General features: G+C 60.1%; 17 protein-coding genes. 3 read left to right on the top strand and 14 right to left on the bottom strand.

What is annotated here, in order from left to right; all coding sequences use genetic code 11:
* Positions 1–451 precede the first annotated feature (451 nt).
* Complete coding sequence (locus ACIOVB_RS03315; RefSeq protein ID WP_401264792.1) at positions 452–808, top strand: DUF6124 family protein; 357 nt, start codon at positions 452–454, stop codon at positions 806–808.
* 142 nt (positions 809–950) lie between these two features.
* On the top strand, positions 951–1,577 hold the full coding sequence (locus ACIOVB_RS03310) for a class I SAM-dependent methyltransferase (RefSeq protein ID WP_401264791.1): 627 nt from the start codon (positions 951–953) through the stop codon (positions 1,575–1,577).
* A 1-nt stretch (position 1,578) separates the two neighbouring features.
* On the opposite strand, the gene ACIOVB_RS03305 is transcribed toward ACIOVB_RS03310, so the two are convergent.
* From ACIOVB_RS03305 to ACIOVB_RS03290, 4 genes are all read right to left on the bottom strand, one after another.
* Positions 1,579–3,831, bottom strand: coding sequence for a glycoside hydrolase (locus ACIOVB_RS03305; RefSeq protein ID WP_401264788.1), 2,253 nt, complete (start codon positions 3,829–3,831; stop codon positions 1,579–1,581).
* 90 nt (positions 3,832–3,921) lie between these two features.
* Entirely contained in the window at positions 3,922–6,987 is a 3,066-nt protein-coding gene (locus ACIOVB_RS03300; RefSeq protein ID WP_401264785.1) for an efflux RND transporter permease subunit, read from the bottom strand.
* Positions 6,984–8,048 (bottom strand): efflux RND transporter periplasmic adaptor subunit, encoded by a 1,065-nt coding sequence (locus tag ACIOVB_RS03295; RefSeq protein WP_401264783.1) that lies wholly within the window; start codon positions 8,046–8,048, stop codon positions 6,984–6,986. The genes ACIOVB_RS03300 and ACIOVB_RS03295 overlap by 4 nt, the downstream gene beginning before the upstream one ends.
* Positions 8,045–9,148, bottom strand: coding sequence for an efflux RND transporter periplasmic adaptor subunit (locus ACIOVB_RS03290; protein ID WP_401264782.1), 1,104 nt, complete (start codon positions 9,146–9,148; stop codon positions 8,045–8,047). Before ACIOVB_RS03290 ends, ACIOVB_RS03295 begins: the two co-directional genes overlap by 4 nt.
* A gap of 107 nt (positions 9,149–9,255) precedes the next feature.
* Between ACIOVB_RS03290 and ACIOVB_RS03285 the strand changes: the two genes are divergently transcribed.
* Positions 9,256–10,452: an AAA family ATPase gene (locus tag ACIOVB_RS03285; RefSeq protein WP_401264779.1), complete on the top strand. Its 1,197-nt coding sequence runs from the start codon at positions 9,256–9,258 to the stop codon at positions 10,450–10,452.
* A 226-nt stretch (positions 10,453–10,678) separates the two neighbouring features.
* On the opposite strand, the gene ACIOVB_RS03280 is transcribed toward ACIOVB_RS03285, so the two are convergent.
* The 10 genes from ACIOVB_RS03280 to ACIOVB_RS03235 form a co-directional block, all read right to left on the bottom strand.
* Entirely contained in the window at positions 10,679–11,551 is an 873-nt protein-coding gene (locus tag ACIOVB_RS03280) for a transporter substrate-binding domain-containing protein (protein ID WP_401264777.1), read from the bottom strand.
* Complete coding sequence (locus ACIOVB_RS03275) at positions 11,548–12,330, bottom strand: amino acid ABC transporter ATP-binding protein (protein ID WP_401264774.1); 783 nt, start codon at positions 12,328–12,330, stop codon at positions 11,548–11,550. Before ACIOVB_RS03275 ends, ACIOVB_RS03280 begins: the two co-directional genes overlap by 4 nt.
* The gene (locus ACIOVB_RS03270; protein WP_401264771.1) at positions 12,327–12,986 is read right to left on the bottom strand and encodes an amino acid ABC transporter permease; all 660 of its coding nucleotides are present in this window, start codon (positions 12,984–12,986) and stop codon (positions 12,327–12,329) included. The genes ACIOVB_RS03275 and ACIOVB_RS03270 overlap by 4 nt, the downstream gene beginning before the upstream one ends.
* The gene (locus ACIOVB_RS03265; protein WP_401264769.1) at positions 12,967–13,632 is read right to left on the bottom strand and encodes an amino acid ABC transporter permease; all 666 of its coding nucleotides are present in this window, start codon (positions 13,630–13,632) and stop codon (positions 12,967–12,969) included. Before ACIOVB_RS03265 ends, ACIOVB_RS03270 begins: the two co-directional genes overlap by 20 nt.
* 655 nt (positions 13,633–14,287) lie before the next feature.
* Positions 14,288–15,085 carry a MetQ/NlpA family ABC transporter substrate-binding protein gene (locus ACIOVB_RS03260; RefSeq protein WP_401264768.1) on the bottom strand — a complete coding sequence of 266 codons (798 nt, stop codon included), beginning with the start codon at positions 15,083–15,085 and terminating at the stop codon, positions 14,288–14,290.
* 167 nt (positions 15,086–15,252) lie between these two features.
* Complete coding sequence (locus ACIOVB_RS03255) at positions 15,253–16,185, bottom strand: sigma 54-interacting transcriptional regulator (protein WP_187679363.1); 933 nt, start codon at positions 16,183–16,185, stop codon at positions 15,253–15,255.
* Between the two features lie 56 nt (positions 16,186–16,241).
* Entirely contained in the window at positions 16,242–16,823 is a 582-nt protein-coding gene (locus tag ACIOVB_RS03250) for an alpha/beta hydrolase (RefSeq protein WP_187679362.1), read from the bottom strand.
* 277 nt (positions 16,824–17,100) lie between these two features.
* Positions 17,101–17,502 carry a biopolymer transporter ExbD gene (locus tag ACIOVB_RS03245; protein ID WP_085702758.1) on the bottom strand — a complete coding sequence of 134 codons (402 nt, stop codon included), beginning with the start codon at positions 17,500–17,502 and terminating at the stop codon, positions 17,101–17,103.
* 1 nt (position 17,503) lies between these two features.
* On the bottom strand, positions 17,504–18,229 hold the full coding sequence (locus ACIOVB_RS03240; RefSeq protein WP_401264765.1) for a MotA/TolQ/ExbB proton channel family protein: 726 nt from the start codon (positions 18,227–18,229) through the stop codon (positions 17,504–17,506).
* Positions 18,230–18,274: 45 nt separating this feature from the next.
* Positions 18,275–19,087 carry an energy transducer TonB gene (locus tag ACIOVB_RS03235; RefSeq protein WP_401264762.1) on the bottom strand — a complete coding sequence of 271 codons (813 nt, stop codon included), beginning with the start codon at positions 19,085–19,087 and terminating at the stop codon, positions 18,275–18,277.
* Positions 19,088–19,337 lie beyond the last annotated feature (250 nt).

The raw sequence follows: 19,337 nt of genomic DNA, 5'->3' as shown, positions 1-19,337 counted from the left end.
GGCGTCATTACATCCCGGAGCGAACCGCAGAGTGCGGTACATATGTATTGCACAGTCGGTGGGGTTTTATGCTTTGCCGTGAGGAGCGATTCACACCGAAAAGGGAAAATTTCGTACAGGAAAATCAGAGAGCCTACAGGCCTGTTCTCTTTCCTTTGCAGGACATTTCCTAGATCATTCCGAGCGCTTGCGCCTGCCGGATCCGGTGGCTAGTCTCGGCCCGTCACTGCTCATCAGTGATCGGGTTTAGTCGCCCGGGTCCTACCGGGCGCACAGCGCCACCTTGTCTCAGGTGATTTCTCCTGCCTGATCGTAATGGTGGCTGTGCGCAGGGCACCTTCGGGTGCGCCGGGTAGCCTGGTGACCGGTCGACTAACCTGTGTGCAGCCGCCACCCCTGCTCGTTTAGTCGCGATCTTGGTTGGCTCCAATCATCACTAGGAGTTTTACCTATGAAAAAGATCGTCCCCGATCCACCTTCAGAAAAAACCACCGAAAACGAATCCTCCGACGAGCAGTTCAAAGACCGCTCCGCGCTGTACCGCGCCATCGATTTCTACCTCACCGGCAAGCAACCCTCCCCGCCTGATGAACTGCGCTTCTACAACGTCAGCGAAGACGTCAGTTTCGAAGACGCCCAGCTCTATCTCGCTGATCTTCTGCGCTGTGCTTCTGTCTCGGCCTATCAATGTGGCGATCATTTGAAAGGCGCGGATCGGGCCATGGTGTTTTCAGTCTGGCATTTGCTGGAGATTGCCAAGGCGATGGTGGATCGTTCGATTGATTGTCTGGGGATGAAGAAGAGCTGAAAATTTGGCGGCTGTGCGTGGGGCACCTTCGGGTGTACCGGTTTTCCTATTGACCGGCCTACTACCTGCGTGCAGCCGCCACCCAATCATTTCCTTTCATGGCGTATATTCGGCCAATCTCAATCGCCCACGCAGCCCAACCATGAAACAGACCACCACCGACCTCGAACAGATCACCGCCACCACGCTCGGCCACTACAACTCGGTGGCCGAAGACTTCCGTGAGGGCACCCGCGATCACGATGTCAGCCAGAACATCGACGCACTGTTGCGGCATATTCAGGGTGTGGCACCGTTCAGCATTCTTGATTTCGGCTGTGGGCCAGGGCGGGATTTGCAGGTGTTCACGCGTATGGGCCACGTCGCGGTCGGCCTCGACGGCTCGGAGAAGTTTGCGCAGATGGCCCGCGAGGACAGTGGCTGCGAAGTGTGGTGCCAGGATTTCCTCAAGCTGGATCTGCCTGAAGAGCGCTTCGACGGGATCTTCGCCAACGCCGTGCTGTTTCATGTGCCGTCGCAGGAACTGCCACGGGTTTTAGGGCAACTGCGAAGCACGCTGAAACCGGGTGGTGTGCTGTTCAGCTCCAACCCGCGCGGGGATAACCAGGAGGGCTGGAACGGATCGCGTTTTGGCGCGTATCACGACCTGCAAGCGTGGCGCGGTCTGTTGACCGCTGCCGGGTTTGTCGAACTGGAACATTACTTCCGTCCGGCAGGGTTGCCACGCGAACAGCAGCCCTGGCTGGCCAGCGTGTGGCGCAAGGTCTGAGTCAGGGCAAGGTCTGCACCCGATAGTGGCTGACCGCATCGTCCGGCGTTAGCACGGTGATGCTTTCGCCCGGCAAGGTTCGGCCATCCACGTCACGCGCGGCTTGATCGAAGTTGGCCAACAGTCGAGTGCCGTCCTCAAAGGACGTCTGCTGAACCCGTCGATCCTCGCTCAGCCATTGGAAACCGGTGAGTGCCTGCGTTGCCAGGCGCTCATGCAGCGGGCGGAAGAACGCATCCTGACGCGCAATCAGTGGCAAGCGTTGCGCTAGCGTCGCCGCGCTCAGGTGATACAGCGGCGGTACGTTGTAGAGCAATTGCGTGAGTTCGTTTTCGACCTGCACGTTGCTCAGCTTCAGGCTGTCGAACAGCCAGTGATGGCTGGTGATGACCGAGCCGTGAAACACCGCCTGGTACAGCGGCAATCGGCTGGCTGGATCAAAGTGAATACGCCGGTACGATTCTTTGATCGACACGGGTTTGAAGAACACCGCCGGTTGCTCGGGTGGATACCACTTGCCCGTGAAGTATTCGGAGTCGGGGTTCTTGCTCATATCGGCGTCACCCCAACCGATCACCGGTGTCTGCATGCCATGGGCGAACAACACGCCTTGAGCCGTCGTCGCGTTACCGTCTTCGGAACCGCTGGGCAGTTGCAGCGTTTCGTTGATCCAGCGTGAGGCCTGAACGTTACCCTCGGCGTTTTGCGCCTGGGTCATGGTCGCGCCGGGCCGGTAGCTGTCGAACACCATGCCCGCCGCATAGGCATCGAGGAACCAGCTGTTGAAACCGGTGGCGGCGCTGATGGCTTTGATGCGTTTCTCAAGTAAGGGACGCACGCAACGCGGATCGGTGTAGTGACCGGACTGCTGAAAGCCGGTTTTCGCCACGCCGCTTTCCAGCACGATGGCGCAGTCCACATTGGCCTTGTCGCCTAGGTGCGCGGTGGTCCAGTCCGGGTTCTCGGCACGGCTCAGCGCCGTTTCGTAAGAGTCATACGGCGCGATCAGATACCCTGCCGCCACGCCCGCGCGAACCGCCTCCGGATGCCAGAGCCCGCCCTCCCATCCATCGCCGAGTCCCAGCCACAAGCGCGGCAGTCCTGCGTTCTGCAACCGTTCGATGGTATCGAGCGAAAGGCTGCTGCCCCAACGCTCGGAGTCGACAGTCAGGACACCCGCGAAATCGGTGGCCAATTGGCTGCGCAGTGCTGCGTAGCCGCTGACCAATGCCTGCATGTCCGGCACCGCTCGAGCCTGCCAGGTTTTGCGCGCCTGAGCGGCCAGCGCGCGGTTGATCCCGCGCAACAGCACGGTCTGCTGATAGCTGTTGAGCACGGTTTCGCTGGCGAGCATCTGCAACGCTTCACGATCCATCCCGGCCCGTAGCGCACTGGCAAGTCTGGTTTGGCCACGTAGTTTGCCGAGCAGCGCCGGCCAGTTGCGCACATCTTTTTGCCCCAGCAGATCATTGCCCCACAGATAGACATGACTGGCGCCCAGCAACTTGCGCGCCTGCGGGGTGTTCTCGAGCTTGCTGCTCAGGGTTTCGAAACGGCCATTATCGATCAGCCATTGCCGATAGCGCTTGGCGCCGGCCAATGGATCAGCGTCACCCAGAAACAGGCTGAAGGTCAGCGGCGTCGACGGTGCCAGTGAAGTGAATTGATGCCGCGCCGCCAACGCCAGCGTGTCGCCGTCAGCGCTGAACTGCAGTTGGTTGTTGTAGGGATTGCTCAGCAACCAGCTAAGGCTGAAGCCGTCGTGCTCGACACCCCACAGCGGCAGGCTCAGATCCTGAGTGCTGTCGAACTGGCCCTGATCCACCAGAAACGCCTGCCACAGCGGATCGCCTCGGGGCACGTAATGCCCTTCGGCGAGCGGCCAGATCAGTCCTTTACCCATCGCACTGCCGGGTTGGCGCAGGAACTCCAGTTCAGCGGGATCACGGGCGGTGATCGAGAAACTCAGGTCACGCTGATCGAGTTCAACGCTGAGCGACCAGGCGCCATCGTCCCATTGCCAGTCGAGGCGATTGCCGCGCCTGAGCAACTGGCTGACCTTGTGCGCATCAACACCCGTCGATGCCTGCACGGCCGCGCTGTCGGCCGGGGTCACACGCACCGCGAGGGTCGCCGGATCGATCTGCACCCGCCATAACGAATTTTCCAGCAGCGTTTCGGCCACCGATGAGGGCGACAGGCACAGGCCGACCATCAGCAGCAGTTGGCGCAGCCAGCAAGCGACAGTCGACATCGGGCGTCCCTCCTCCAAATGGAGGAAGGACGGTAACGCAATCGACCGGGGTTGTAAGTCAGACCGTTCCCAAAGGTGTAACGGGAACAATCAATGGTTCGATGAGGCTGAGTCCTTCTTCGGCTCGCGAATCTTGTACCAGGCCACGTACAGCGCCGGCAGGAACAACAGCGTCAGCAGCGTCGCAATCACGATCCCGCCAATCATCGCGTAAGCCATCGGCCCCCAGAACACTTCCCGGGCAATCGGGATCATGCCCATGCTGGCCGCCGCTGCCGTCAGCAGAATCGGCCGGCGTCGATGTTCAGTGGCTTCCACCACCGCGTCCCACGGCGCCAGCCCCTTCTTCTCGAACTCATCGATCTGCGTCACGAGGATCACCGAGTTGCGGATGATGATGCCGATCAGCGCCAGAATCCCCAGGATAGCCACGAAGCCCATGGGCGTACCGGTCGGCACCAGCGCCAGCACCACGCCGATCAGCCCCAGCGGCGCGACACTCGCCACCAGAAACATCTTCTGCACGCTGTGCAACTGGATCATCAGGAAAGTCGCCATCAAAAACAGCATCAATGGCAGCACCTTGGCAATCGGCCCCTGAGCCTTGCCGCTCTCCTCGACCGTACCGCCAGTGGCGACTTTGTAGCCGACCGGCAGTTTTTCGGCGAAGGCATCGATCGCCGGTTTGAGCAGTTTCACCAGGTCGGTCGGCTGAATCTCGTCGCGCACCGACGCCTTGATGGTGATGGTCGGCAAACGGTCGCGACGCCACACCAGCGGCTGCTCCAGTTCATAACGCACGGTGGCGAACGCCAGCAGCGGAATCGACGTGCCGCCCGGCGTGACGATTTGCAGGTTCTGCAGGGTTTCCGGCGTACCGCGCTCCGAATCCACGGCGCGACCGACCACGTTGATCAGGTAGATATCGTCATCGACCTGGGTCAACGGCGAGCCGCTGACGATGCTGTTCATCAGGTTCGCCACGTCTTCGGACGACAGCCCGAGCTGGCGCGCCTTGTCCTGGGCGATGTCGATGCGCAGGACTTTGCCCGGCTCGTTCCAGTCGTAAATGATCTCGCCGATGTGCGGGTTCTTGTCCAGTTCGGTGGCCAGATCGATGGCGTGTTTACGCACCTGATCGATGTCCTTGCCGCTGACCCGGTACTGGATCGGGCGACCCACGGGCGGCCCCATTTCCAACGCCTGCACGTAACTGCCGATACCGACGAAGTCCTTGTGCAAACGCTCACGCAGACGCTGGCTCAGGGCTTCGCGGGCCTCGAAGTCTTTGCTGACGATGACCAGTTGCGCGTAGTACGGGTTCTGTAATTGTTGATCGAGCGGCAGGTAGAAACGGATCGCACCCTGGCCGATGTAAGTGCTCCAGCGCACGATGTCCGGATCACCCTTGAGGGTTTCCTCCAGCTTGTCGACGGCCTTGCGGGTTTCGTCGATGGAAGCGTTTTGCGGCAGGTTCAGGTCGACCAGAATTTCCGGGCGATCCGAGGACGGGAAAAACTGGTTCTGCACAAAGCGCATGCAAAACACCGCCAGCACAAAGCACACGACCGTAATGCCAATCGCCCACCAGCGGTTGCGCATCGACCACAACAGACCATGGTTGAACGCACGACCGACGCGCCCGGGCTCGGCCGCATGGGGTTTCACGTTGGCGCTGAGGATGTGCACGCCGATCACCGGCGCAAAGAACACCGCCACCACCCACGACACCAACATCGCCACGGCGATGACCGCAAACAGCGTGAAGGTGTATTCACCCGCCGAACTGGCGTTGAGGCCGATGGGCACAAAACCGGCGACCGTCACCAGCGTACCGGTGAGCATCGGGAACGCCGTCGAGGTGTAGGCGAACGTCGCCGCCTGCTCCCGGGTCTCGCCCATTTCCAGGCGTGTGACCATCATCTCCACGGTGATCATCGCGTCATCGACCAACAGGCCGAGGGCGATGATCAATGCGCCAAGGGAAATCCGCTGCATGGTAATGCCGCTGTATTCCATGAACACAAACACCATCGCCAGCACCAGCGGAATCGAGCACGCCACCACCAGCCCGGCACGTACGCCGAGGCTGATGAAGCTCACCACCAAGACGATAATCACCGCCTCGAACAAGGCGCTGGTGAAGCCGCCGACGGCCTCTTCCACCACCACGGCCTGATCGGAAACCGTGTGTACACCAACGCCTATCGGCAAGTCGGCGGTGAGTTGATCGATGCGCGCGTGCAGCGCTTTACCGAATTCCTGAACGTTGCCGCCCTTCTGCATGGCAATCGCCAGACCGATCGCCGGTTTGCCATCAAAACGGAACTCCGGCGTAGCCGGATCGACGTAACCGCGACTGATATCGGCAATGTCGGCCAGACGATAGAAGCGGTCATTGAGCTTGAGATTGACCTCGGCCAGATCCTTCTCCGAGGCGAACTGCCCCGACGTGCGCACGGAAATCCGCTCCGGCCCGGCCTCGATCACCCCGGCGGGTGTCACCGCGTTCTGCGATTGCAGGCTCTGCACCACTTGGCGCTGATCGATGCCCAGCGCCGCCAGTTTGCGCGTGGAGAAGTTCAGATAAATCACTTCGTCCTGCTGGCCGACCATCTCGATCTTGCCCAGCCCCGGCACATTGCGGATCTCGGCGCGCGCCTGCTCCACGTAGTCGCGCAACTGGCGCATGGTCAGGCCGTCGGCGGTAAACGCGTACACCGAGCCGTAGACGTCACCGAACTCGTCATTGAATCCCGGCCCTTGAATGCCCTTGGGAAACTGCCCGCGAATATCGTCGATCTTCTTGCGCACCTGATACCAGATTTGCGGGATGTCCTTGGCGCTGGTGGTGTCGCGCAGGTACACATACACCGTCGATTCGCCGGGGCGGGTGTAGCTTTTCACGTAGTCGAGCGAATCCAGTTCTTCGAGTTTTTTCTCGATGCGGTCAGTGACTTGCTTGAGGGTCTCCTCTTGGGTCGCGCCCGGCCACTTGGTCTGGATCACCATGGTCTTGATGGTGAATGACGGATCTTCTTCACGGCCCAGATTGAAGTAAGAAAACACCCCCATCAGCAGTGCAACGAACATCAGATACCAGACGAACGACTGATGCTTGAGGGCCCATTCGGAGAGGTTGAAAGAGCCTTTCATTGACTGTCCTCGTCAAGTTTCACGGATTGTCCGGGTTTGAGGCTGTTCACGCCGGCGCTGACCACCTGCTCGCCGTTCTTCACACCGCCGGCCAGCACCACAGTGCCATCGGTGCGGCTGATCACGCTGACGTCGCGCGGGTTGACGGTTTTGTTTTGGGTATCGACTACCCAGATCCGCGTTTTACCGTCGACCTCCTGTATCGCCGTGGCGGGCAATTCGATGCGCGGCTTGATCGCCGAACTGAGGGTCACGCTGATCGCCGTGCCGAGACGGAACCCGGGCGGCGTGTCGGCCAGGGTCAAACGGGCGCGACGGGTACGCGTCGCACTTTGCGCCTGCGGTTCGATTTCGCGGATGGTCGCTGTGGTGTTAATGCTCGGATCGAGTTGCGCGGCCACCAGAAACACCACGTCGCTGGGGATCTGATCGACCAGTGTGTCCGGCAGATCGATCACGGCTTCCTTGATGTCCGGTTGCGCCAGCGTCACCACTTGCTGGCCGGCAGTGACCACTTGCCCGGCTTCGGCGTTCCACGCGGTGACCACGGCTTTGTGGTCGGAACGCAACTGGGTGTAGTCGAGTTGATCCTTGCTCTGGTTGACCGCCGCCCGCGCCTGCTCCAGCGAGGCCTGGGTAGTTTTCAAATCAGTGGTGGCGATGTCCAGTTGTGCCTGCGCGCCAACCCCGCGATCAAACAGCGCTTGCTGACGCCGGGCGTTGGCCTGTGCATTGATCAGTTGCGCCTGAACCCTGGCCAGATCGCCTTGGGCAGAGCGCAACTGGTTCTGTTGGTCGGAGGGGTCGAGCGTGGCGAGCAGCGTGCCCTTCTCGACTTCGGCACCGACGTCGACGTTGCGGCTGGCGATGCGCCCGCCGACACGGAAACCGGTGTTGCTCTCGTAGCGCGCCTGAATGCTGCCGGCGAAACGGCCGAGGGTTTCCTCGTTCAGCGCCTGGACCTTGATCGACAGCACCGGCCGCACCGGCTCCGGCGGCGGTTCGTTTTTCGAGCAGGCGGCCAACAACACAGTCACGGACAACAGCCCCAGACGCCTCATGGCTGTGCTCCCGGTTGCAGATCTTTATAAGTGTTTTCGGCGATCTCGACTTTAATGCCCGGGTGCAACAACTGCCCGCCGGCGACGACGACTTTCTCGCCGCCCTTGAGGCCTTCGCTGATGATGACTTTGCCGGTCAGATAGCGCCCGACCGTGACCGTGTGCAATTGCACCAGCCCCTGCTCATCGACCATCCACACGGCGGGGTCGCTGACGTTTTTGGTCAGGGCCGACCATGGCAGCTCGACCGCTGATTTGCCGGTGCCTTTGGCGGTGGCGCTGACTACCGAACCGAGCTGCATGCCCGGCGGCAGTTTGTCGAGGGTGACTTTGACTTGCACGGTACCGGACTGCGCAGACACCGCTGGGGTGATTTCGCGCACGGTGCCGGTGGTTTTGATGTTGGGGTTGTCGAGCAGGCTGACCACAATCGAGCGATCTGACGGCCGCTCGGCCAGCAGCGATTCGTACACGTTGAACACCGCATCACGGTCGCCGTCACGGGCCAGACTGAAAATCGGTGCGGTGGCCTGTACCACCTGGCCGACCTCGGCCTGACGCTCGGTGATGATCCCTGGGGCATCGGCAATCAGCGAGGTATAGCTGAGCTGATCCTTGGCGTTGGCCAGTTGCGCCTGAGCGGCGCTCAATGCGCTTTGGCTACTGCGCAACGCCGCCTGGGCGGAATCGTATTCGCTCTGGCTGGTGTAACCCTTGGGCAACAGTTTTTGCTGGCGCACGAATGCCGCCGCAGTCTGCTTGACCCGCGCCTGTTCGGCGACGACTTGAGCTTGAGCCGAGTCGACGTTGGTCTGCAAATCCTTGGGATCGAGTTTGGCCAGCACTTGCCTGGCCGTGACACGGTCACCGACATCGACCATGCGCTGAATGATCTTGCCGCCAACGCGGAACGACAATTCAGTCTGCACGCGGGCCTGCACGTCACCGGTGAGGGTCACGGCAGCCGCGTAATCCGCGGGCTTGACCTCTTGCACAAAGACCCGTGGCAGGTACTCCTGCGGGGCTTTTTCCTCGCCACAGGCGGCGAGCAAAGTGAACAGGCCCAGCATGACCACTGTTTTCAATCCGGGACTCGCCATGCAGACTCCTTCCTTTGTACGAACGTGCAAGTGACGATACGACTGTGAGCTTAGAACAGGGTTCAACGTTCGCCTTGGGGAACACGACATTAAAGAGAAGGATTTTCATGCTCAAGACCCTCGCGGTGGCCAATTACCGCTCGATCAATAAATTGGTAATCCCGTTGGGCCGACTGAACCTGATCACCGGCCCCAACGGCAGCGGCAAGTCCAACCTCTATCGGGCCTTGCGCCTGTTGGCGGAGACCGCACAGGGCGGCGTGGTCAATGCGCTCGCTCGTGAGGGCGGGCTGGACTCGACCTTCTGGGCCGGTCCGGAAACCATCAGTCGACGCATGCGCAACGGAGAGGTGGCGATCGAGCCGACGGTGCGCCAGGGCGTGAAGCGTTTGCGCCTGGGGTTTGCCGGGGAGGATTTCAGTTATTCGATCAGCCTGGGGTTGCCCGAATCCAACGGCCATTTCATGTTGCCCGAGCACGCACAGCCGATGCCCTCGCTTTTCAGCCTTGATCCGCAAGTCAAACGCGAATGCATCTGGGCCGGGCCGCTCTATCGCCCGGCCAGCCTGCTGGTGGATCGCGACGGGCCGATGATCCGCGCTCGCGCCGAGCGCAAATGGGATGTGCTGGCGCAACACACGCCGAACTTCGACAGCCTGTTCGATCAAGTCGGCAGCTTGCGCAGTTCACCGGAAGTGTTCCAGATGCGCGAATTCATCCGCCGCTGGCGCTTCTACGATCACTTTCGCAGCGACGCCGACGCCCCGGTGCGCCAGCCGCAACTAGGCACGCGCACACCAGTGTTGCATCACGATGGGCGGGATCTGGCGGCAGCGTTGCAAACCATCATTGAAATCGGTGACCCCGAAGCGTTGCATACGGCGGTCAGCGATGCGTTCCCCGGCGCACGACTGCGCATCGAACCGCAATCCGGCGGACGCTTTGCCATCGAGTTTTATCAGGAAGGGTTGCTGCGACCGCTTTCGGCGGCAGAGCTGTCGGATGGCACGTTGCGCTATCTGCTGCTGATTGCCGCACTGCTGACGCCACGACCGCCGTCGCTCATGGTGCTGAACGAACCGGAAACCAGTCTGCACCCGGATCTGTTGCCGGCATTGGCGCGGTTGATCATTCGCGCCTCGCAGGAGTGTCAGGTGTGGGTGGTGTCCCATGCTCGGCGCTTGATTTCGGCGTTGCAGGAAGACCCGGAGTGCAATTGCATCGTGCTGGAGAAGACGCTGGGGCAGACCGGGATTGTCGGCCAGCGGGTGCTGGATGAGCCGGCGTGGAATTGGCCTGACTGAGTGAGGCGTCCGGCCAAAAGCCCCTCACCCTAACCCTCTCCCGGGGGGAGAGGGGACTGATTGGGGGATGCTTCAGAGATACGCCGACCTGATCATGCTGTACCGGATCCAGAATCGACTCGGTATTTCAGGTCGATGTTCGACGCAAGACAACTCGGTCGGCCCCCTCTCCCTCCGGGAGAGGGCTGGGGTGAGGGGAAAGTCTCACCGCCGATCTACCAGGCACTCACCCCTGCCACTTGCCACCCTCAACAATCACGCTCTCAGGCTTGGTGTCATCACTCAATTCTTTACGCACATATTGGTCGTACAGCTTGAGCAGATATTTCTCTTCACCCAGTTTGGCCAATTCGGTATTCACCCAGTCACGCAACTCGATGTTGCCCTTCTTCACCGCCGGCGCAATCGGCGCTTCGGCCCCGAGCTTTTCCTCCAGCACGCGATAGCCGGGGTTCTGCTTGGCCCAGCTGAACAGCACCAGATTGTCCTGCGCATAGGCGTCGCCACGGCCATTGGCCAGGGCTTGCAGCGACTCGGAGTTTTTCTCGAACTTCAGCAGCTTCCAGTCCGGGTGATTCTTGGTCAGCCAGATATCCGCCGTCGTACCCGTGGTAACGATGGTGGTGCGAGTCGCCAGGCCATCGAGGTTTTTCACTGAGCTGTTCTGCGGCACCAGTGCCTGCACCGCCACCTTGAGGTTCGGATTGGTGAATTCCACCGCTTCCTTGCGCTCCGGCGTCACGGTCATGTTGGCGAGGATCAGGTCGACCTTGTCGCTTTGCAGGAAGGGAATGCGGCTCGCCGGTTCCACCGCGACGAACTCGACCTTGTTCTCGTCGCCGAGCAGATCCTTGGCGAATTGGCGGCCGATGTCGGTATCGAAACCCACATAGCGCCCTGCCTCATCGACGAAGCCGAACGGCGGCTTGTCGGTAAAGACGCCGACGATCAGTTTGTCGCGTGCTTTGATCTTGTCCAGATAACCGGCCGGCGCGGTGCTTTCGCTGGCGACTTTGGGCTTTGGCGGTTCTTCGGTTTTATTGCAGCCGGCGAGCAATGCGAGGCTGAGGAGTGGCAGTAAAAAAGCGGCAGTTTTCATAGCAGTTCCAGTTCCTTTGTCGGATTCGTTTTTGGCAGTGTTGCAACGAAGGAGAACTTCTCCAGAAACTGCTGCGCGCGTGCGGTTTGCGGGTTCGTAAAGAAAATCTCGGGCGGGGTCTGTTCAAGGATGCGCCCGGCATCCATGAACACGATGCGGTCGGCCACCGCGCGGGCGAAGGCCATTTCATGGGTGACGATCAACAGGGTCATGCCCTCGCGGGCCAGGCCCTGAATCACTTGCAGCACTTCCTTGACCATCTCTGGATCGAGGGCGGCGGTGACCTCGTCGAAGAGCATCACCCGTGGGTTCATGCACAGCGAACGGATGATGGCGATGCGTTGTTGCTGACCACCGGAGAGCTGTCTTGGATAAGCATCACGCTTGTCCGCCAGACCGACGCGATCAAGCAAGGCTTCGGCTTGTTGCTGCGCTTCGCGGCGCTGACGCTTCTGCACTTTGAGCGGGCCGAGCAGCACGTTGTCGAGCACACTCATGTGCGGGAACAGGTGATAACTCTGGAACACCATGCCGATCTGCTGGCGCACTTCGCGCCAGTCGGTGGTCTTGTCCAGCAGTTCGCGCCCGGCAAATTTCAGGCTGCCGCTGTGAGCGCTTTCCAGACCGTTGAGGCAACGCAGCAAAGTGCTTTTGCCGCAACCGCTGGGGCCCAGGATGACGATCACTTCGCCTGACTGCACGTGCAGGTCGACGCCGCTGAGCACCTGTTGCTCGCCGTAGAATTTGTTGAAACCGTGAAACTCGATCAATGCACTCATGCTTGCGTCCAGCGCCGCTCCAGCACGCGCGAGGCGGCCGAGAGCGGGTAGCAGATGAAAAAGAAAAACAGGAACAGCGCGCCGTAGATCAGCACCGATTCGTAGGTGCGCTCGATGATCTGCTGGCCGACCTTGATCACGTCGACCACGCCGATCAGCACCGCCAGCGAACTGGTCTTGATGATTCGCGTGTAGACGTTGATGGTCGGCGGCGTCATGCGTTTCAGCGCTTGCGGCAGCAGCACGTAACCGAAGAGCTGCGGGGCGCTCAAGCCAATCGACAACCCCGCCTCACGCTGCCCGCGCGGCAACGAATGCAATGCGCCGCGCGCCACTTCACCCACTTCGCTGGCGCCCCACAGCGACAACACCAGCACCGCGCACCAGAAGCTCGGCAGGGTCACGCCAAAGAAAATCGGCAGACCAAAAAACAGCAAGTACAGCCAGACCAGCACCGGAATCGCCCGGAACAGCTCCAGATACACCCGCAGAATCGCGTTCAGCCACGTCACATTGAGTGTGCGCAATACGCCGTAGAGCACACCGCCAACGGTGCTGATAGCGATACTCAAGAAAGAGATCGACAAGGTTTGCCCGGCGCCTTTTGCCAGTTGCGGCAACGACACCCAGAGCAATTCAAGACCCGAACTGGCCATGCTGGAGCCTCCTTTCCAGACGGCTGAGCAACAGCGACAGCGGCAAAAACAGCAGCACGCAAATCAGTGTCAGCACGGCGAGCATTTCGTAGGTTTTGTAGTAGAGCGCGATGTAGCTCTTGGTGGTGTAGAGGATTTCCGGCACCGCCACCGCCGAGACCACGGTGGTTTCCTTCAGCAGGAAAATGAAATTGGCGAACAGCGACGGCAGGCTGAGGATCCCCGCTTGCGGCAGGATCACGTAGCGCAACAACTGGCCGTGGGACAGGCCGATGGAGCGGCCCGATTCCAGTTGCGCCTGCGGCACCGCATCGACGCCCGCACGCAGCACTTCGGTGAGATAGGCGCCACCGAGGAAGGTCATGGTGATGATCGCGGCGGTGAAGCCGGAGACTTTGATCCCCAGCGCCGGCAAGGCGAAATAAACGAAGAACAACTGGATCAGCAACGGCGTGTTGCGCGCCAGCTCCACATACAGGCCGACGGCGCGCTGCAAGTAAGGCGTGCGGAACACCAGAATCGTCGCATTGAGCAGCGCCACCAGCAGCGAGGTGCCAATGGCGATCAAACCGACCTGCAGCGTCACGCCCACGGCTTTGAGAAACGCCGGCAGGGTGCTGAGCATAAAAGCGTAATCGAAGGTCATGAAACGTCCTGTACGCCGCTCGGTAAGCGACGGTGGTGCAGTCCATGGACAGCGGATAACTGCCCGGCAGGAAGCGACTTTATAGGTATAAAAACGAGAATTTAAATACCGTTAAAGCATATTGATATCACCCAAAAAACTATCCTGTGGGTTTGCCGGGAAGGAATAAGAAGGCTATTTTTCCTTTCGCTGTAGGAAGGATCTTTTTTTCATGAAAGCCCTCCAAGGACGAACAGCTTTTGGCCAGACTCCCCCGGCCGAACCATTACAAGGAAGAGAACATGGACGTAAAAGTGCCGCAGCGACTGGATCCGCAGGACATCGTGAAATTGCTTATGGCGTTGCGCCGCGCGCTGAAGGCTCAGGTGGCCTGAGGTCAAGATCAACAGCACCCTCACCCCAGCCCTCTCCCGGAGGGAGAGGGGGCCGACCGAGGTGTCTGGCGTTTTACATCGACCTGAAAGATCGAGTCGATTATGGATTCAGCAGAAATCTTTCACGTCGGCGTACTTCTACAGCATCCCCCGATCAGTCCCCTCTCCCTCTGGGAGAGGGTTAGGGTGAGGGGCTTTTCCAACGCACACACAAAAACGCCGATGACCATCGCTGGCCATCGGCGTTTTCACACCTTGAAGGGCTTCACTCAAGCGTCAGATCAGAACGCCGGCAGTACTGCGCCGTTGTACTTCTTCTCGATGAACGCTTTGACTTCCGGGCTGGTCAGGGCTTTGGCCAGTTTCTGGATGGCGTCGCTGTTCTTGTTGTCCTCACGGGCAACGAGGAAGTTCACGTAAGGCGAATCAGCACCTTCGATCACCAGCGCATCCTTGGTCGGGTTCAAACCGGCTTCCAGCGCGTAGTTGGTGTTGATCATGTCCAGATCAACTTCCTTCAGAACGCGTGGCAGCAGCGCCGATTCCAGTTCCTTGAACTTGAAGTTGTGCGGGTTCTTGGCGATGTCTTTCGGCGTTGCCAGGGCGTTTTTCGGGTCTTTCAGTTCGATCAGGCCAGCCTTCTGCAGCAGGATCAGAGCGCGGCCGCTGTTGCTGCCTTCGTTCGGGATGGCGATGGTTGCGCCGTCCGGCAGTTCAGCCAGCGTCTTGTACTTGCTCGAGTAGCCACCGAACGGTTCAACGTGCACGCCTTGCACAGTCACCAGGTACTTGGACTTGTCGTCCTTGTATTTGCCCTGGTTGAAGCTGTTCAGGTACGGCAGGGTCTGGAAGTAGTTGGCATCCAGACGCTTTTCGCCCACCTGTACGTTCGGCTGCACGTAGTCGGTGAAGACTTTGATTTGCAGATCCACGCCTTCTTTGGCGAGGGTCGGCTTGATCAGCTCAAGAATTTCAGCGTGCGGCACCGGGGTCGCCGCGACGACAAGTTTCTCGCCGGCCTGGGCCAGGGAAGCCGTCAGAGCAGCCGCCAATGCGGTAAACAACAGAACCTTTTTCATGCAGTGTCCTTATCGAAAATCACGGTCGCTGATGGCGACGGCATCTAATACGTGTGCCAGTGAAGTGATATCGCTGGCGTGAGGCGGACAATACCGGGATTTTTTATTCCCGGACAATAACGTTTATTCAGCTTCATATTCCATTTTGTTCATGTTGAACGAAATGGTTACAAACGCTCGCTCAAACTAATCAGCAACTCTTTCAACGCCTTACGTTCGCCAACGCTGCCACCGATGTTGATTTGCGTCACCAGCCGTTCGATTTGAACCTGCGGGCCAGACGCGTCGGGCAGGTTCAGGTGCTCCGGCAAGATCTCGTCGCCGGTGCTCACCAGCAAGGCAAAGTGAATGACGTTTTCCAGCTCACGGGTGTTGCCCGGCCAGCTATGTTGCTCCAACAGATGCTGCGCCGCCTCACTGATCAGCGGCACTGGCAGGTCCAGACGTTGGCTGTAGATGCCGAGGAAATACTCGGCCAGCGACAGGATGTCGCCGATTCGCGCGCGCAGCGCCGGCAACTCCAGTTGCCCTTCACTGAGGTAATGGTAGAGCCGCTCGTGGAATTTCCCGGCGTCCACCGCTTGCGCCAGATCAATGCTGGTCGCCGCCACCAGCCGCACATCCACCGGGCTCGGCTGAGGCGCACCGACGCGGGTGACTTCGTGGTTTTCCAGCGCCGCGAGCAATTTGATCTGGATCGGCAGCGGCAGGTCGCCGATTTCATCAAGGTATAAGGTGCCGCCATTGGCCGAGCCGAACCAGCCCGCACGACTGCTGGCCGAACCGCTGTAACTGCCGGCGGCATAACCGAACAGCTCGGCATCGGCGTAGGTCGGGCTGATCGCGCCGCAATTGACGGAAACGAACAGACCACTGCGATCACTGGCGCGGTGTATGTGCCGGGCGAGCAGTTCCTTACCGGTGCCGGTCTCGCCGCGAATCAACACCGAAATCGAGCGTGGCGCCAGTTGCTCAAGCTCTTCGCGCAACTGGCGCGAACGCGGATCGACGAACACCAGCGCTTTGGCGCGAATGCTCAGGGGGCTTTTTTCCGCATCGGGAAAGGTCAGCAACGGCTGACCGAAAGTATCGAAACTCATGGCAGACTCCCGCCCACAACCGCCGGCAGACGGGGGCGCTTAAAGAAACAGGAAAATCAGGCGCGACGTCGAGCGTTATGTTCCATGCGGTTTTGCAGGCGATAGAGATAGGCAAAACCCTGCTCCCAACGCTGATGCCCGGACTTCACATTGATGTGTCCGGCACCGGCCAGAATCCCCGCCTCGGCGCCCCAGTTACGCGCCAGCTCCAGAGCGCGCGGCGCGCTGACGGCGGCGTCGTTGTCGGAGCTGACGACCTGGCTGGGGAACGGCAAAAGATCGCTCGGGATCGGCGCGAAATTGCGCAGCGCCGGCGCGCAGGTCGGACGCTCGACATCCGCTGGCGCGACCAGCAAGGCACCGCGTACCTGACGCAGGTATTGCAGCGGCGCGGTCGCCGCCCAATGGGCAACGGTGACGCAGCCCAGGCTGTGCGCGATGAGGATGACCGGCGTGCTGTCGGCGGCAATCGCCTCGGCCAGCGCGGCGACCCAGTCTTCACGGCGCGGGGTCAGCCAGTCGGCCTGTTCCACCCGCGCACTGTTCGGCAGGCTGTTCTGCCAGTGGGTTTGCCAATGATCTTCTGGCGATCCTTGCCAGCCCGGCACAATCAGGTAGCGAATTGATTCGTTGCGCATGGGGGAGCTCTCCTGCGTGTCTGTTCCTGGTCGAGTATAGGGAGGGGATTTATATTCGTTAAGGAATAAGAAGCTATTTATTAAGACCTGAAAAGCATATATCTGTTTTGTGTAGGAGCTGCCGAAGGCTGCGATCTTTTGATCTTGATGTTTAGAGGCAAGATCAAAGGATCGCAGCCTTCGGCAGCTCCTACAGAGGAAGGGTGGGAGATAAATCGGAGATAAAAAAAGGGCCGCACCCTGCCAAGGAGACGGCCCCGGAAAATCGAAAATTCTTCTACCGCGCCGTGATCACCGACAACCTGGTAATCCCCGCCCGCTCAATCGAGGCCATGGCCCGCGCCACTTCCCCGTAATTCACTCCGTCATCCGCCTGCAACTGCACGCGCACTTCCGGGTCTTTGGCCTTGGCCGACTTGAGGTTGAACTCCAGCAAGTCCGGCTGAATTTCGTCCTTGTTGATAAACAGTTTGCCGGCGCCGTCGATGCTCACCACCAGCGGGTCTTTCTGCTCCACGGGCGCGACCGCTTCGGTCTTTGGCAGGTTGATCGGTATCGCGTTGGTCAGCAGTGGCGCGGTGACGATAAACACCACCAGCAGTACCAGCATTACGTCCACCAGCGGCGTCACGTTGATCTCGCTGAGTACCTCATCACTGTCTTGCGTGGAGAAGGCCATATCAGGACGCCTCCTTCACTTTTGCTGTATTCCCTTGCGTGGCAACCTTGTGCGCCGTCGGGTGGATCAGCACGCGGAACGCACTCTTCTGCGCCAGGCTGTAGAAGTCGTGGGCAAAGTCATCCAGATCGGCGGCGGTCAGTTTCAAACGCCGCAAAAAGTAGTTGTAAACCAGCACTGCCGGGACTGCGACGGCGATCCCCACACCCGTTGCAACCAACGCCGCACCGATCGGGCCGGCCACCGTTTCCAGGCTCGCCGAACCAGCCGCGCTGATGCCCTTCAACGCCTCCATGATTCCCCACACCGTGCCGAACAAACCAATGAACGGCGACGTACTACCAATACTCGCGACCACCGCCAGACCGGTCTCCAGCGAACGTCGTTCGCGGACGATCTGCTGACGCAGCGCTCGCTCCAGACGATCCTGATGGTTGATCGCATGGCTCAAATCATTGGCCTGCGGCGCCTCGCCCACCTGAATCGCCGCGTAACCGGCCTGTGCCACCCGCGCGGCGGCGCCGGGTTGGGTTTCGCTCAACTCGGCGGCGGCATCCAGACTCGACGCCGCCCAGAAGCGTTTGTGAAATTTGCGATCCTGCGCTTTCAGACGGCCGAACTGCACAGCCTTTAGCAGCGCCAGCCCCCAAGTCGCGACGGAAAAAACCACCAGCAGCCAGATCACCGCGCTTTCGATGGATTCCAGTGGAGATGCCAGTAACGTCATGATGTGTTCCCTCGTGTAAACATTTCGCGCGAATTAGGTTTCGGTTTAATGAATCTTGAAATCAATGGGCACGCTGACCCAGCCGTCCTGGGCGACATCACCCTGCTTGGCCGGAACAAAACTCCAACGCTTGACCGCGTTTAATGCGGCGTCGTCGAGTTGCTGCCGGCCACTGCTTTTCTGAATCTGGATCTCACCCGGTTTACCGCTCGCCAGCACATGCACGCGCAGCAACACCGTGCCTTCCCAACCGCGTCGCTGAGCCAGCGACGGATATTCTGGCGCCGGGTTCTTCAGGTATGCGGCGTTGGCCGAGGCCGGCGTTACCGGCGCCGGCGCGGGTGGTGCAGGTGGCGCCGGGGCAGCGGCTGGAGCTGTCGGTTGTGGCGGTGCGGGGGGCTGTTGAACGGCTTTGGGGGCCGGTTTCTCGACTGGTTTCACCACGGGTTTCGGTTTGGGTTTCGGGATCGGTTTCGGTGGCGGGGGTTTTACCGCCAGTTCGTCCTCCACCGGCGGCGGCTCGACCACAGGCGCGGGAGGTGGCGGCTCGACCACCGGAGGCGCTGGCGGTGCCGGGCGCGAAAACTCGATGGTCATCGGTGGAATTTCCGGCGGCACAATCGGCAGCGCCGGGGTTGGATGCTGATTGATCCAGTAGATCACCGCGCCGTGCACCACCAGGGCCAGCACGCCGAGCAGGATCGTTTCGCGCCGGCTCAGAATGCCTTTGGGCGCACGCTGCAAACGCAGCTGCCCCAACGGCACGCGATGGAGCCGGCCAAGATCGACCAATTCGCCACTCGGCGTCTGGCGCCACAGCAATTCCTGTGCGCTGGCGGCGGTCTGGACATTGCCCATTGATACACTCCCTGCGGTCTTTTTTACGTTCTCTGCAAAAACTGCTGATTCACCGTTTGTTGAATCCCCCACGGCGAATCGCTGGGTGAATCATTGGGGCTAGACGCTTATCTCCGAAAGTAATCTTTAACGTTATGGATAGGCGTTTATGGAATATGAGTTTTGATAAATTTCGCCAAAGCCACGCGCCACAAGGGCTGTAGGGATGGACTGAAAAACACATGCTTTTCAGGCATTGAAAGTATTCACA

It is taken from the genome of Pseudomonas sp. NPDC087639 (assembly GCF_044743385.1).
In the GTDB taxonomy this organism is placed as follows: Bacteria; Pseudomonadota; Gammaproteobacteria; order Pseudomonadales; family Pseudomonadaceae; genus Aquipseudomonas.
The sequence above is the reverse complement of the archived record's forward strand: the minus strand, read 5'-3'. Positions and strand labels throughout refer to the sequence as shown.

Bases quoted from the DNA above. Each gene is read 5' to 3' on its own strand.
- ACIOVB_RS03245 (WP_085702758.1), bottom strand. From the start codon at position 17,502: ATGGCCTTCTCCACGCAAGACAGTGATGAGGTACTCAGCGAGATCAAC.
- ACIOVB_RS03315 (WP_401264792.1), top strand. From the start codon at position 452: ATGAAAAAGATCGTCCCCGATCCACCTTCAGAAAAAACCACCGAAAAC.
- ACIOVB_RS03235 (WP_401264762.1), bottom strand. From the start codon at position 19,087: ATGGGCAATGTCCAGACCGCCGCCAGCGCACAGGAATTGCTGTGGCGC.
- ACIOVB_RS03295 (WP_401264783.1), bottom strand. From the start codon at position 8,048: ATGAGGCGTCTGGGGCTGTTGTCCGTGACTGTGTTGTTGGCCGCCTGC.
- ACIOVB_RS03300 (WP_401264785.1), bottom strand. From the start codon at position 6,987: ATGAAAGGCTCTTTCAACCTCTCCGAATGGGCCCTCAAGCATCAGTCG.
- ACIOVB_RS03275 (WP_401264774.1), bottom strand. From the start codon at position 12,330: ATGAGTGCATTGATCGAGTTTCACGGTTTCAACAAATTCTACGGCGAG.
- ACIOVB_RS03255 (WP_187679363.1), bottom strand. From the start codon at position 16,185: ATGAGTTTCGATACTTTCGGTCAGCCGTTGCTGACCTTTCCCGATGCG.
- ACIOVB_RS03250 (WP_187679362.1), bottom strand. From the start codon at position 16,823: ATGCGCAACGAATCAATTCGCTACCTGATTGTGCCGGGCTGGCAAGGA.
- ACIOVB_RS03240 (WP_401264765.1), bottom strand. From the start codon at position 18,229: ATGACGTTACTGGCATCTCCACTGGAATCCATCGAAAGCGCGGTGATC.
- ACIOVB_RS03310 (WP_401264791.1), top strand. From the start codon at position 951: ATGAAACAGACCACCACCGACCTCGAACAGATCACCGCCACCACGCTC.
- ACIOVB_RS03260 (WP_401264768.1), bottom strand. From the start codon at position 15,085: ATGAAAAAGGTTCTGTTGTTTACCGCATTGGCGGCTGCTCTGACGGCT.
- ACIOVB_RS03290 (WP_401264782.1), bottom strand. From the start codon at position 9,148: ATGGCGAGTCCCGGATTGAAAACAGTGGTCATGCTGGGCCTGTTCACT.
- ACIOVB_RS03270 (WP_401264771.1), bottom strand. From the start codon at position 12,986: ATGGCCAGTTCGGGTCTTGAATTGCTCTGGGTGTCGTTGCCGCAACTG.
- ACIOVB_RS03305 (WP_401264788.1), bottom strand. From the start codon at position 3,831: ATGTCGACTGTCGCTTGCTGGCTGCGCCAACTGCTGCTGATGGTCGGC.
- ACIOVB_RS03285 (WP_401264779.1), top strand. From the start codon at position 9,256: ATGCTCAAGACCCTCGCGGTGGCCAATTACCGCTCGATCAATAAATTG.
- ACIOVB_RS03265 (WP_401264769.1), bottom strand. From the start codon at position 13,632: ATGACCTTCGATTACGCTTTTATGCTCAGCACCCTGCCGGCGTTTCTC.
- ACIOVB_RS03280 (WP_401264777.1), bottom strand. From the start codon at position 11,551: ATGAAAACTGCCGCTTTTTTACTGCCACTCCTCAGCCTCGCATTGCTC.